11 protein-coding genes and 1 tRNA gene are annotated in these 12,980 nt (G+C 59.8%); 5 read left to right on the top strand and 7 right to left on the bottom strand.

The annotated features are described in order from the left end of the window. Positions 1–73: 73 nt before the first annotated feature. Positions 74–2,017 (top strand): M1 family metallopeptidase, encoded by a 1,944-nt coding sequence (locus tag CP97_RS12695; protein WP_048886259.1) that lies wholly within the window; start codon positions 74–76, stop codon positions 2,015–2,017. A 285-nt stretch (positions 2,018–2,302) separates the two neighbouring features. Further along, positions 2,303–4,384 carry a RelA/SpoT family protein gene (locus CP97_RS12690; protein WP_048886999.1) on the top strand — a complete coding sequence of 694 codons (2,082 nt, stop codon included), beginning with the start codon at positions 2,303–2,305 and terminating at the stop codon, positions 4,382–4,384. A 181-nt stretch (positions 4,385–4,565) separates the two neighbouring features. On the opposite strand, the gene CP97_RS12685 is transcribed toward CP97_RS12690, so the two are convergent. Both CP97_RS12685 and CP97_RS12680 read right to left on the bottom strand, forming a co-directional pair. After that, positions 4,566–5,600 (bottom strand): peptidylprolyl isomerase, encoded by a 1,035-nt coding sequence (locus CP97_RS12685; RefSeq protein ID WP_048886258.1) that lies wholly within the window; start codon positions 5,598–5,600, stop codon positions 4,566–4,568. 39 nt (positions 5,601–5,639) lie between these two features. Next, a complete protein-coding gene (locus tag CP97_RS12680) occupies positions 5,640–6,044 on the bottom strand; it encodes a metallopeptidase family protein (protein ID WP_048886257.1) in 405 nt (134 codons plus the stop codon). 83 nt (positions 6,045–6,127) lie between these two features. On the opposite strand from CP97_RS12680, the gene CP97_RS12675 reads away from it, so the two are divergent. Then, positions 6,128–6,218: transfer RNA gene (locus CP97_RS12675), tRNA-Ser, on the top strand. 44 nt (positions 6,219–6,262) lie between these two features. Here CP97_RS12675 and CP97_RS12670 read toward each other — a convergent pair. The 5 genes from CP97_RS12670 to CP97_RS12650 all read right to left on the bottom strand — a co-directional run bounded on the left by CP97_RS12670 (position 6,263) and on the right by CP97_RS12650 (position 11,299). Further along, positions 6,263–7,114 (bottom strand): HTD2 family dehydratase, encoded by an 852-nt coding sequence (locus tag CP97_RS12670; RefSeq protein WP_048886256.1) that lies wholly within the window; start codon positions 7,112–7,114, stop codon positions 6,263–6,265. 3 nt (positions 7,115–7,117) lie between these two features. After that, positions 7,118–8,212, bottom strand: coding sequence for a CaiB/BaiF CoA transferase family protein (locus CP97_RS12665; RefSeq protein ID WP_048886255.1), 1,095 nt, complete (start codon positions 8,210–8,212; stop codon positions 7,118–7,120). Further along, positions 8,212–9,375, bottom strand: a complete 1,164-nt coding sequence (locus tag CP97_RS12660; protein WP_048886998.1) for an acyl-CoA dehydrogenase family protein — start codon at positions 9,373–9,375, stop codon at positions 8,212–8,214. Before CP97_RS12660 ends, CP97_RS12665 begins: the two co-directional genes overlap by 1 nt. Positions 9,376–9,557: 182 nt before the next feature. Continuing rightward, complete coding sequence (locus CP97_RS12655) at positions 9,558–10,445, bottom strand: SDR family NAD(P)-dependent oxidoreductase (RefSeq protein ID WP_335622392.1); 888 nt, start codon at positions 10,443–10,445, stop codon at positions 9,558–9,560. 77 nt (positions 10,446–10,522) lie between these two features. After that, positions 10,523–11,299 carry an IclR family transcriptional regulator gene (locus CP97_RS12650; RefSeq protein WP_048886253.1) on the bottom strand — a complete coding sequence of 259 codons (777 nt, stop codon included), beginning with the start codon at positions 11,297–11,299 and terminating at the stop codon, positions 10,523–10,525. Between the two features lie 91 nt (positions 11,300–11,390). On the opposite strand from CP97_RS12650, the gene CP97_RS12645 reads away from it, so the two are divergent. Then, positions 11,391–12,557 carry an acyl-CoA dehydrogenase family protein gene (locus CP97_RS12645; RefSeq protein WP_048886252.1) on the top strand — a complete coding sequence of 389 codons (1,167 nt, stop codon included), beginning with the start codon at positions 11,391–11,393 and terminating at the stop codon, positions 12,555–12,557. Between the two features lie 2 nt (positions 12,558–12,559). After that, positions 12,560–12,979: a PaaI family thioesterase gene (locus CP97_RS12640; protein WP_149036475.1), complete on the top strand. Its 420-nt coding sequence runs from the start codon at positions 12,560–12,562 to the stop codon at positions 12,977–12,979. Position 12,980: the final 1 nt, after the last annotated feature.

The raw sequence follows: 12,980 nt of genomic DNA, 5'->3' as shown, positions 1-12,980 counted from the left end.
CCTCGACAGATGACACGAGCGCAGCCTATGCCTATGTGTGGTTATTGAATAGCGAAAACTGACCGGAGATTTCATGCGTTTTCCTGCCCTTGCTTGTGTTGCCGCCCTGTTTGTCGCGGGATGTTCCGCAGATGATCTGCCTGAACAAGAGCGGGTCGTCGCCCCCATTCTGACGAGCGAAGAGGCGCTGGACGAATTCACCTTTGCGCAACCTCTGGACGCGCGGGTTACCCATGTCGCGCTGGATCTTGCGCTCGATTTTGAGGGGCAGAAGGTTGAAGGTGTTGCCACGCTGGATATTCAGAAGGCCGAAGACGCGACGGAGATCGTGCTCGATTCAAATGGTCTTGTGATCGGCGGTATCACCGATGGCAATGGCAATGAACTAACCTATGAAATTGGCGAAAACGATCCCGGCAAGGGCGAACCCATTACGGTGCAATTGGGCGAACTGACCGGGCCGGACCTGCAGCAGATCGTCATATCCTATGCCAGCGGATCGGGTGCAGAGGCGCTGCAATGGCTCGAAGCCGAACAGACCGCGGGCGGCAAACATCCCTTCGTATTCAGCCAGGGGCAGGCCATTCTCAACCGCAGCTGGATCCCGACACAGGACAGTCCGGGTATCCGCCAGACATGGGAAGCGAAGATTACCGTACCCGATCCACTGACCGTGGTGATGAGCGGCATCAGCCGCGGCGATGCAGAAGAGCTGGAGGCCGCTGACGGCCAACCCGCGCGCCGCGTTTACAGCTTCGTGATGGAGAATTCGATCCCGCCCTATCTGATCGCGATTGCTGCTGGGAACCTTGAATTTGCCGAACTCGGCCCGCGTTCAGGCGTGTGGTCCGAACCTGAAATGATTGAAGAGGCCGCTGCCGAACTGGTCGATACCGAGGCCATGATAAATGCTGCGGAGGGCATTTACGGCCCATATCGCTGGGGCCGGTATGACATGATCGTTTTGCCGCCTGCCTTCCCCTATGGCGGGATGGAAAACCCGGTGATGACCTTTCTCACCCCTACTTTCATCGCGGGCGACAGGTCCAATACCGGGCTGATCGCGCATGAGCTGGCGCATAGCTGGTCGGGCAATCTCGTCACCTATGCCAGTTGGCGCGATGGCTGGCTTAACGAAGGCGTGACCAGTTACCTGACCAACCGCATTTCAGAAGAAGTATTCGGCGAAACCCGCGCCATGCAGGAACGCGCGCTGGAATTTGCCGGCGTGCGCGAAGCGCTGGAAGCGCTGGGCGAAGACAATCCGCGCACCGCGCTGCGCACTCCCCCCGAACTGAACCCGCTCGAATATAGTTCGGCCATCGTTTACGATAAGGGCGCCTTGTTCCTGCATACGCTGGAAAGCATCATCGGACGCGAGCGATTTGATGAATTCATGCGCGGCTGGTTTGATCGTCATGCGTTTGAGCCCGCCACCTCCGAAATGTTTATTGCCGATCTGCGCGAGCACGTGATCGCGGACGATGCAGAGCTGGAAGAATCGCTGATGCTGGATGCTTGGGTTTACGGCACCGGACTTCCTGAAAACGTGGTGCAGCCCGATCGCCAGGCCTTTGCCGCGGTCGATGATGCCGTCACAGCTTACGCCGCTGATGCCACTCTCCCCACGGCCGATGCATGGGCTGGCTGGAGCGCGTTTGAACAGCGCCGCTTCATGGAAGAATTGCCTGATGACATGAGTGATGCCCAGCTGGCCGCGCTTGATGAAGAGCTGGGTCTGTCGGAGGCGGGCAATAATGAAGTGCTATTCCTCTGGTTGGAGGCAGCCTTGCGCAATGAATATCGTCCGGTCATCCCTCAGGCCGAGGAGTTCCTCGGGCGCGTGGGCCGCAACAAATTTGTCGAACCTCTGTTCAAGGCCTTGTGGGACACTGGCGCATGGGGCCAGCCTATCGCCACGCGCATCTATGACGAAACGCGCGGCGGCTATCACAGCTACACCCGCGGTCAGGTCGATCCCATCGTGGGCTTCGCTGCGGAGGGTGAAGGGGAGTAGTCGCCCGGCATCCTGCACGGGTTAAGTGTCTCCGAGTAAGACATATGGACCCGTCGCGACAGTGGATCCCCCATATAGGTCGGGTTAGTCGTCGAAGCTCCAAACCCGTTCGTGTCCGGACTGCGCTGCTACGCAACTGCTTCAAGTGACTTCGCCATTCCGGGTGGAGAAATCGCCTTCGCCCAGAGCACCGGACCAGTGCATGTGTTTCGCCAACTTGCAAATCTTGCAATAGCAGATGCATTTCCGCTTGCCGAAACACGTGTTGCACCGCACATTGAAATAATGCTGCGCCAATACGAACTTGTTGAGCGGGTCAAGGAATATGATCCCGACGCTGATGAGGCGCTGCTCAACCGCGCCTATGTATATACGGTGCAGAAACACGGTAGCCAGAAGCGCGCATCGGGTGATCCCTATTTCAGCCATCCGGTAGAAGTCGCCGGACTGATGACTGATCTGAAGCTCGATCAGGAAACGATCATTACCGCGCTCCTCCACGATACGGTCGAGGACACGCTGGCCACGATTGAGGATGTGGAGAAAAACTTCGGACCGAAGGTCGCTCGGCTGGTCGACGGGGTAACCAAGCTTTCCAAAATCGAACAGATGCCGGAGGATGAACGCGCCGCTGAAAACCTGCGCAAATTCCTATTGGCAATGAGCGAAGACCTGCGTGTCTTGCTGGTGAAACTGGCGGACAGGCTGCATAACATGCGCACGCTTCACCACATCAAAAACCCGGACAAGCGCCGCCGTATCGCCCGCGAAACGATGGATATCTACGCCCCGCTGGCAGAGCGGGTGGGTATGTATGAATATATGCGCGAAATGCAGCTGTTGGCATTCGAGCAGCTTGAGCCCGAAGCCTACGACATTATCACCAAGCGGCTCGAACAATTGCGGCAGACAGATACCGGGCAGGTCGATCGCATTGCACTCGATATCAAGCAGGCGCTGTCTGAAGCCGGGTTGGATGTCGGTGTCTGGGGGCGCGAAAAGCACCCCTATTCGATCTGGCGCAAAATGGCGGAGCGGCATCTTCCCTTCGAACAGATTTCCGACATCATGGCCTTTCGCGTGCTGACCGAGAATCCAGAGGATTGTTACCGCGCACTGGGCAAATTGCACCGAACGTTTCAATTCGTGCCGGGGCGGTTCAAGGATTACATCTCCACGCCGAAGAACAATGGTTATCGCAGCCTGCACACTACCTTGTTTTATGACCGGTCCATGCGCGTTGAAGTGCAGATCCGGACGCGGGAAATGAATCAGACCAATGAATTCGGTCTCGCCGCGCATTGGGCATATAAGCAGGGCGACCGGCCCGATGGCGCCGTTGGCTGGCTGCGCGATCTGATTGAGATTGTCGATGCCAGCCATGATGCCGAGGAACTTCTCGAACATACCAAGCTGGCGATTTACCAGGATCGCATATTCGCCTTCACTCCGCGCGGTTCTTTGTTCCAGATGCCGAAAGGTGCAACGGCGGTAGATTTTGCCTTTGCCGTGCACACCGATCTTGGCGCGCAAACCGTTGGCGCAAAAATCAACGGGCGGCACATGCCGCTGCGCACGCCGCTGAATAATGGCGACGTGGTGGAGATCATCAAGAGTGGCAATGCCCAGCCACAATTAAGCTGGCTGGGTTTCGTCGTTACCGGAAAGGCACGCGCTGCCATCCGCCGCGCAGTCCGGATGAAAGAGCGTGACGAGGTAGCCGAAATCGGGCGCAAGCTGTTCGATGAAATTGTCGAACGGCTGCCCACCAAGGTCGGCAAAAAAGCGATTGCGCAGGCGACAGAGCGACTTGAGTTCGCCGAGGTCGAAGACATGATGTATGCGATCGGTTCGTCCAAACTGTCTGATCGCGATGTCATGGAAGCCATTGTGCCCGGCAGCACCGCGGATATGCCCAAAGAGCTTTCGCAAGGGCGGGCGATTTCCATTAAGGGGCTGCCACCCGGCGTGGCGTTCGAGTTGGCCCAGTGTTGCCACCCCGTTCCCGGAGATCGCATCGTCGGCCTGCGTATCAAGGGGGTTGGCGTGCAAGTGCATGCTATCGATTGCCTCGAACTTGCCAATGGCGTCGATGCTGATTGGGTCGATCTGTCTTGGGGCGAGCGTTCACGTGGGGCGATCGGACGGCTCAACATCGTCCTCTACAACAGGGCTGGCACACTTGCGGAAATGGCCGGCGTGTTTGCACGCAACAATTCCAATGTCATCAATCTTGAGCTGACCCACCGTGATGAGCCATTCCACACTTATGAAGTGGATATAGAAGTCCAGGATCTGGCACATCTCACCCGCATCATCAGCTCGCTCCGCGCCAGCGATGCAGTGGCGCAGGCCGACCGGATTTAGCGGCTTTCCTACAAGTCGTGTCAAGCTCATGACAATGGCGCTCTTTCCCATCGCCGTTACTGCCAAACGTTTTGCACCGCAGAAGTGTCACCTTCGCCGAATTATTTCACGTGTTTGATAATACGCGCTAAAACAGCAATTTGGCCGGGTGACACCCTGTCACCTTTGTCACCCGTGCGGCTCAGTCTCCGGCACGACGGACAGGCACCGGCACGTTGCAAATGTCTACGCCGCCTGCGGGTATATTGTAAAAATCATCGTGCCGGTTGGCCCGCACTGCGATGTAGCGTTCGAAGCTTACGCTGCCCGTGTCCAGAAACTCAAACCTCGGAGGGTTGGCGAGGTCAGTGGCAATACGAAAGGAGAGGATCGGCACCAGCTCTTCCTCCGTCTCATAGAAACTCAGCGGTCCGGTGCCGCGCGGCAGGCTGGAAAGATGTTCCATGCCTTCGATAACGCGTCCCACCAGCGCGATATTGCGATCAAGATGGCGGGGTGCGTGGCCAATCACGGTGTAAAGTTGTGAGCCATCCCCTGTATCAGGTGAAACATCGCGGCCAACGCCTACCATTCCATAACAATGGGTAGGCCAGGCTTGTGTTGGTCGGCTGACAATGTCGGCATCGCGTGTCAATTCCATGGCCGCAGCGGCTGGAAAGCCGCCGATAAAGCCGACCGCATCGGCATAGGGATCGGCAAAACTGTTTGGACGCGGACCGTGCGGGAAAGGGCGAGGCTCGATGCGCACGATTTCGTCCCGCGCCCCGTCGCGATGGTAAATTCTGCCGCCAAACAAGCCGGGCGCAAAATCGACCGTATATGCACTCTCCGGCACAACATTCAGCCCTTCCGGCACCGGTTTAACCGTCCCGCCCGAGCCTTCGTCCGGCTGCCCCCATTGCACCACGTAATTATCCTGCACGCGGTTGATCGAGCTGCCGTCCCAATATTGTGCGCGGGCCAGCGTGCGGATGTTCTCGACCCACGGCTGGCTAAGCGGGGCTGGCATCAACTGGATCACAATTGTTCGCGGCTCGCCCGCAGCATCGGGCGCGAGCTCCATCACCAGAAGGTCTTCAGCAGCGATGCTGTGCCATTCCTCCGGCGCGGCACTTTCGATGACCGATCCGGGCGTAACCGGAGCGGGTTGCTCTTGCGCCAATGCGGGCGCGGCGATGACAAAGGAAAGAGCGGCAAGGGCAAGGCATGTTCTCATGCAAACCATCCTGCCAAAACGCCGTGATTTGGCAAGCGTTCAGCCCGCCATGTCCTCCAGCGCGTGCATGTCCTCGTCTGACAGGCCGAAATGATGTCCGACTTCGTGGATGACGACATGCGCCACCAGATGCTCCAGCGTCTCGTTCCCGCGTTCCGCCCATTCATCGAGGATGGGGCGACGAAACAGACGAATGCGGTCAGGCATGGTGCCGCTATGCTCAATGCTGCGTTCTGTCAGCGGGAGGCCTTCGTAAACGCCGGTCAATCCGAGGGGGTTTTCAATGCCGAAACCCTCCAGAAGGGCTTTGTCGGGCCACTCTTCCACCAGCAGCACTATCTCCCCCATTTGCGCGGTAAATCGTCCCGGCAGGCGGTCAAGCGCAGTGCGCGCCATCGCTTCCATTTCCGCGGTTGAAGGTGCATTTGCAATTTTGCGCGCCATGCATCAGCCAATAGTGTTTCGCAGCATGCTTGTCATCGGCCCGTACCTCGTCTAGTGGCCCGCTTTCTGCCTCACAGGCATGCGGAGCGGTGGCCGAGTGGTCGAAGGCGCACGCCTGGAAAGTGTGTATACGGTAACCCCGTATCGTGGGTTCGAATCCCACCCGCTCCGCCAACTACCTAAGTCGATGAGTGCCATGCCACGATCGCCTCGGGGCTTCACCATTCCGCGCGGGCCTCCATCGCGATCGGACCGCCTGCGCCCGCAGTCCAGAGGGCCGTCGCGCCATCTTCTTCGCGCGCATTGAGCGTGAACTGCGCTTCACCGAAGATTGGTGAGAGGCTGCGGAAGCTGAACCGCGCCGGGGCGCAGCCGCGCAGCTCCTCGGCATATTGCGCCAGAAGCATCGCCTGAAGCGGACCTTGGACGACAAGGCCGGGATAGCCTTCTTCGCCGGTCGCGTAGGGATAATCGTAATGAATGCGATGGCCGTTGAAGGTCAGCGCAGAATATCGGAAGAGCAGCTCCGGCGTGGGCCGGATCTCGCGCTGGGCGGCACCTGTGGGGGCGGGTGACGGTGACGCCCTAGGGCGCGTGTCAGCTGGGGGCACGTCACGATAAACGATGTCCTGGCGCTCATGCAGGACTTCGCGCCCGCCAGCATAAACTTGATGCGAGACGGTGACGAAGCAGAGCCGCCCCGAGCGCCCCTCCTTGAGCGTCACGTCGTCAATGATTGAGCGGCGGGTTACTTGCTCGCCGATCCGGGGAGCGCTGTGGAAATTTATGGCGCTACCCGCCCACATCCGGCGGGGCAGGGGAACAGGCGGCAGAAAGCCACCACGCGGAGGGTGTCCGTCGGGGCCGAGCGCCGAGGTGGGCACGGCGGGCTGGCACAGGCAATGATGGATCAGCAGTGGTGCCTCGGCTCCTTCCGTCACGGGCCCTTCACGGTCGAGCGTCGCGTAAAGCCGTTCGACCAGCGTCGACGTCAGCAGTTCGGACACCTCTTCGGTGCGGCCGATCCAGCTACGTAGCGAGTCCATATCGAGTGCGTCAGTCGCCTGCATGGCTCAATTCTCCAGCGGATCGAGGACGGGGACGGGGCCATAAGTTCGGCTCTCGTCGTCCCAGACCGGCGCGGGCGCCGGGTAGGATACGGGGCCATTAGGCGTGTCGACGCTGATCCGCCGCAGATGCGGATGCGCGGCGAGCCCAGCCATGTCGTTGACCCGCGCCACGGCCACATCGGCACGCAAGAGCGCGGCGATGGCGGCGTCGCCAGTCATGCTGGCAAAAGCTGCGGCGACGGCGGCATCAGTCTCGGATCGGTTTTCCACCCGCGCGAGGTTGCTGGCGAACCGGGGATCGGTGGCCATATCCGGGTTTTTGAGGAAGTGGGTGCAGAGCTTGGCCCATTCCCGGTCGCTCTGTACGGAAAGCAGGATCTGCGCGCCATCCGCTGCCACGAACATACCATAGGGCGCGATTGAGGGATGCGCGAGACCCACCCGCCTAGGGCTCTTGCCGCCTTCGTGGTTCAAGAGCGGCACCGTCAGCCAATCGGCCATGACATCGAACATCGAGATAGAGATGTTGGCGCCCTGTCCGGTCGTCCCGCGTCGGACCAACGCCTCGAGGATGGCCGATTGCGCGGTGGCACCGGTCGCGATGTCGACCACCGAAATGCCCACCCGCGCAGGTTCGGACGGCCCACCGGTGATCGAGCACAAGCCCGATTCCGCCTGCACCAGCAGGTCATAGGCCTTGCGCTCAGCCATCGGGCCATACTCGCCATAGCCCGAGATCGAGCAGGTGATCAGACGCGGAAATTCACGAGTCAGCCGATCAAAGGAAAAGCCGAGCCGCGCCAGTGCCCCTGGCTTGAGATTCTGTACCAATATGTCTGCCCCGGCCAGCAGGCTCTCTAACTCAGCTTGGCCTTGGGTCGATGTGAGATCGAGCGTGCGCGAGTGCTTGCCGCGGTTTAGCCAGACGAAATAGCTGGACTGCCCTTTGGCCACATCATCGTAACCGCGGGCGAAATCACCTTCGGGACGTTCGATCTTGAATACCTCGGCACCTGCATCGGCCAGACGCGAAGTGCAGAAGGGCGCGGCAACGGCCTGTTCGATTGCGATCACCTTGATACCGTCGAGGGGGCGCATCAGAAGCTCCGCGGCAGGCCGAGGATATGTTCGGCAACATAAGACAGGATCAGGTTCGTGGAGATCGGCGCGACTTGATAGAGGCGGGTTTCGCGAAACTTGCGCTCGATATCGTATTCACAAGCAAAACCGAAGCCGCCGTGGAATTGCAGGCAGGCGTTCGCTGCTTCCCAGCTGGCCTTCGCGGCAAGATATTTCGCCATATTTGCCTCGGCCCCGCAGGGTAGATCGGCATCATAAAGTCGGCAGGCCTTCTGCCGCATCAGGTTCGCGGCCTCGATTTCGATATAGGCCTCGGCAATCGGGAATTGCACGCCCTGGTTCTGTCCGATCGGACGGCCAAAGACGTTGCGCTCACTCACATATTTCACCACACGATCGGTGAACCAATAGCCATCGCCAATGCATTCCGCTGCGATCAGCGTGCGCTCGGCATTGAGGCCGGTCAGGATGTATTTGAAGCCCTGACCCTCCTGGCCGATCAGGTTCTCGACCGGGATCTCCAGATTATCGAAGAAAAGCTCATTCGTCTCGTGATTGACCATGTTCGGGATCGGGCGCACCGTCATGCCCGATTTCATCGCCTCCTTGATATCGACAATGAAGATCGAAAGCCCTTCGGATTTCTTCTTCACATCGGACAGTGGCGTTGTGCGTGCGAGCAGGATCATCAGGTCAGAGTGCTGGACCCGGCTGATCCATACCTTCTGGCCATTGATGACATATTTGTCGCCCTTGAGAACCGCAGTAGTCTTGAGCTGAGTAGTGTCGGTGCCAGTAGTGGGCTCGGTCACGCCCATCGATTGCAGGCGTAGTTCGCCGCTCGCAATCCGGGGCAGGTATTTTTGCCGCTGTTCCTCGGAGCCGTGCCGTACCAGCGTGTTCATATTGTACATCTGCCCGTGACAAGCACCGGAATTGCCGCCTGCGCGATTAATCTCTTCCATGATCACCGCGGACTCAGCCAGCCCGAGCCCGGAGCCGCCATATTCGGTGGGGATCAACGCGGCCATCCAGCCCGCGCGGGTCAGCGCCTCGACGAATTCCTCGGGATAGGTGCGGGCCTCGTCGATCTTGCGGTGGTATTCGTCGGGGAAATCGGCACAGAGCGCGCGCACGGCGTCACGGATGTCCTGAAATTCGTCGCTGGATTGGTCGTACACAGTGCCTCCTTCGGGGTCTTGCGGCGCGGCGTGTTGCGCATTGCCTGACCATCGAATGCGCCAAGCCATAAATCAAATTTCTGAATGGACCTACAGATGTCCCGAAAAGTTTTCCTTTGCCAGCGGCGACCCGCCGGCTCTGTCCCTGCGCCTCCGGTAGGGCCGAAGGTGACTCAGCGCGATTACACCGGATCCCAGCAGAACACATCCGCCGAGACATCGAGCGGAACATAGCTGCCGCGCAGTGCCGGGATCGCGTGGCTGGTAACGCTATCGAGATCCCACCCCTTGCTACGCTGCACCGAGCGGACGGGTCGCGGCTGCGACACCAGGAAAATCTCGTTGTTGCGCACGGCGAAGATCTGGCCGGTGGTTTCAGCCCCCGCATCCGACGCGAGATAGAGCGCCATTGGAGCGATCTTTTCGGGCGACATCTCCTTCATCCGGTTCACGCGCTCCTCCTGCTCGGGGCTGTCGACCTTGATCGACGAGGTCATCCGGCTCCAGGCGAAGGGCGCGATGCAGTTCGAACGGATACCCCAACGCCGCAGATCGAGAGCGAGCGACTTTGACAGTGCCGCCACCCCAAGCTTGGCGGCGGAATAGTTCGCCTGCGCGAGATTTCCAATAAGGCCGGAGGTTGAAGTCATGTGGATCAGGCTGCCCGAGCCTTGTTCGCGCATCACGTCGACTGCGGCGCGGCTGACGTTGAAGGTGCCGTAAAGATGGACCTTCACCACCGCATCGAAATCCTCGAAACTCATCTTGTGGAAGAAGCAATCTCGCAGGATGCCGGCGTTGTTCACCACCGCATCCAGTCGGCCGAAGGAATCCACTGCCTGTTTCACCATTGCCTGTGCGCCCGCCGGCTCTGAGACATCATCGCCGTTTGCGACCGCGCTTCCGCCCATCGCCTCGATTGCGGTAACTGCATCCTGGGCTGCGGCGCTCGATTCCCGCCGTCCGTCGAGCGAGGCACCGATATCGTTCACCACGACGGAGGCCCCCGCCTTGGCTGCCTCCATTGCGATTGCCCTGCCGATGCCGCCGCCTGCACCGGTTACCAGCATGACTTTCCCTTCCAGGGGCTTCGTTCCAGACATGTCTTCTCCGTTTTATCCGTGTCGTATGGTCGTGAAACCGGGGTTCAGCCCGGGGTGGGGCGACAGAAGATGCAGCGTTCGATCTGCTCGGCCGCGCCGCGCAGGGCACTGGCCACAGCCGACAGGCTCTCCTCTGTCTGTTGCCCCGCGATAGTGATGCTGCTCATGCCGAGCCGCGGTACTCCCTCGCCGTCGAGCGCGAGAGTTGCCACGATGTCGAGCCCGCGGAAAAGCTGCCCGCGATCGCTTGCCGTGCCGGTTTCGCGCGCTGTCAGAACATCCGCCCAATAGCTCTCGAAGCTAGGCGGGTCCTGCCAGATGACGGTGTCGAAGCCCTTCTTTGTCGCGCTTTTGTCGAGCCCGGTTGCCGCCGCATAGCACCGCCCGATCGCGCCCGCGAATACAGGCAGGCGGCTGTCGCGCGCCAGCACCGCATGCACGATGCGCGGGGCGGTGAAACGATCGGTCAGCACGATCCGCTGGTTTTCCGTGATCTGCCATAGCGCGATCATCACCTGATGGTCCTTGGCGATTGCGGTCAGCGTTGAGCGGATCAGATCTGCGGGATTGGCACCGAGCAGCGGAATTGCGAATTCCATCAACCCCATGCCGATCCGATAGGTCTTGGCTTCGGGGTCGAAGCTCAGAAGCCCTTCATTCGTGAGCGTGCGCAGTATATTGAAGGTTGAAGACACGTTGAGCCCGGTCTCGCGCGCAATCTGAGTTGCGCCTATAGAACGGCCTTGCGCCGCAAGCTGGCGCAGGATGCTGATGGCGTTCTGTACTGCGGGTACGGCTTTCTGAACGCCCTCGTCAACCATGGATATTCCCTTGATGAAGTCATATTTACTATACAGAATATGGCTGCTAGGGCAAGCTTAGATCGAAAGTAATCCTTGGGAGGAGGCGGCTATGGCGGCAGGTGTCGATAGTGATGTGTTCGAACAACTTCTTGTAACGGTGGAGCGGTTCGCGCGTGAACGGCTGATCCCGGCAGAACGTCAGGTCGAAGAAGAAGACAATATCCCCGAGGATATCGTCGTCGAGATGAAGGAAATGGGCCTTTTCGGCCTTTCTACCCCCGAGGAGTTCGGCGGCATCGGCATCAATGTTCCGCAGGAAGCACGCCTGATTGAGGCGCTTTGCTATGCCTCGCTCACCTTCCGTTCGCTCATAGGCACCAATGTCGGCATTGGTTCGCAAGGGATTGTGATGGACGGCACACCCGAGCAAAGAAGCCGCTGGTTGCCGGGTGTAGCGAGCGGGGATGTGATCACCTCATTTGCGTTGACAGAGCCGGACAACGGCTCGGACGCGGCAGGTATCCGCACCTCGGCCCGGCGCGATGGCGGTGATTTTGTGATCAACGGCACCAAGCGCTTCATCACCAACGCGGTGCGCGCAGGTCTGTTCACCGTCTTTGCACGCACCGATCCTGACAAACCCGGCGCCGATGGCGTCTCCGCCTTTATCGTGCCGGCGGATATCCCTGGCATCACCGTCTCAAAGCCTGACCGCAAGCTCGGCCAGCGCGGGACCAAGACCTCGGACGTGATTTTCGAGGATGTGCGTGTGCCAGCTTCATCGATCCTTGGCGGTCCAGAGCGGCTGCATCAGGGTTTTCCTACCGCGATGAAGGTGCTTGATCGCGGGCGTATCCATATTGGCGCGATGGCGGTCGGCCAGGGCCAGCGCATGCTCGACCTGGCTACCGACTATGCACTTTCGCGCCACCAGTTCGGCAAACCGATCGGTGAGCACCAATTGGTGCAGGGTCTGCTGGCCGATAGTCAGGCCGAACTGCATGCCGCGCGTGCGCTGGTACGGGCGACTGCCGAGACCTTTGACAGCAACGGCAAGGCGATCCTTGAGGCCTCCTGCACCAAGTATTTCTGCACTGAGGCCGCGGGTCGTATCGCCGACCGCGCGCTGCAGATCCACGGCGGGGCAGGCTACATGGCTGAATATGATATTGAACGCTTCTATCGTGATATTCGGCTGCTGCGCATCTACGAGGGCACGAGCCAGATCCAGCAATTGGTGATCGCGCGGCGCACGCTGGCAGAACGAGCTGCCTGATCGTGAGTGAACGCAAGACCCGTAGCCTGGAGGAAATGCCGCCTGTTTCCAAATTCGCGGCGCTGCTGGATATTGAATTCGAGCGCATGACCCCAGAGGAGGTCGTCTGCTCAATGCCGGTGACAGAGGCGATGGCAAACCGCAACGGCGTGCTGCATGGTGGCGCGCTGATGAGTCTCGCCGATACGGCGGCGGGCACCACGGCCTTCATCAATAGCGCTGCCGAAACCTCGAACACTACGGTGGAAGCCAAGACCAATTTCCTGCGCCCGGTGAAAGTCGGCGATCGGCTGAGCGCGCGCTGCGTGCCGGTACATGTCGGAAGCACGACGCTGGTGTTGCAGGTCACGCTGACGCGTGGCGATGGCAAGGTCGCGGGCGTGACTACCCAGACGCATCTGTTTCTGGGCTGGAAAGACTAAG

The organism is Aurantiacibacter atlanticus, assembly GCF_001077815.2.
GTDB classification, from domain to species: domain Bacteria; phylum Pseudomonadota; class Alphaproteobacteria; order Sphingomonadales; family Sphingomonadaceae; genus Alteraurantiacibacter; species Alteraurantiacibacter atlanticus.
This window is presented reverse-complemented; position numbering and strand designations above follow the sequence as displayed.

What these genes read in the sequence shown, in the direction of transcription:
- CP97_RS12670 (WP_048886256.1), bottom strand. Translation starts at nt 7,114, where the DNA reads ATGCAGGCGACTGACGCACTCGATATGGACTCGCTACGTAGCTGGATC.
- CP97_RS12695 (WP_048886259.1), top strand. Translation starts at nt 74, where the DNA reads ATGCGTTTTCCTGCCCTTGCTTGTGTTGCCGCCCTGTTTGTCGCGGGA.
- CP97_RS12650 (WP_048886253.1), bottom strand. Translation starts at nt 11,299, where the DNA reads ATGGTTGACGAGGGCGTTCAGAAAGCCGTACCCGCAGTACAGAACGCC.
- CP97_RS12665 (WP_048886255.1), bottom strand. Translation starts at nt 8,212, where the DNA reads ATGCGCCCCCTCGACGGTATCAAGGTGATCGCAATCGAACAGGCCGTT.
- CP97_RS12690 (WP_048886999.1), top strand. Translation starts at nt 2,303, where the DNA reads ATGCTGCGCCAATACGAACTTGTTGAGCGGGTCAAGGAATATGATCCC.
- CP97_RS12645 (WP_048886252.1), top strand. Translation starts at nt 11,391, where the DNA reads ATGGCGGCAGGTGTCGATAGTGATGTGTTCGAACAACTTCTTGTAACG.
- CP97_RS12685 (WP_048886258.1), bottom strand. Translation starts at nt 5,600, where the DNA reads ATGAGAACATGCCTTGCCCTTGCCGCTCTTTCCTTTGTCATCGCCGCG.
- CP97_RS12680 (WP_048886257.1), bottom strand. Translation starts at nt 6,044, where the DNA reads ATGGCGCGCAAAATTGCAAATGCACCTTCAACCGCGGAAATGGAAGCG.
- CP97_RS12655 (WP_335622392.1), bottom strand. Translation starts at nt 10,445, where the DNA reads ATGCTGGTAACCGGTGCAGGCGGCGGCATCGGCAGGGCAATCGCAATG.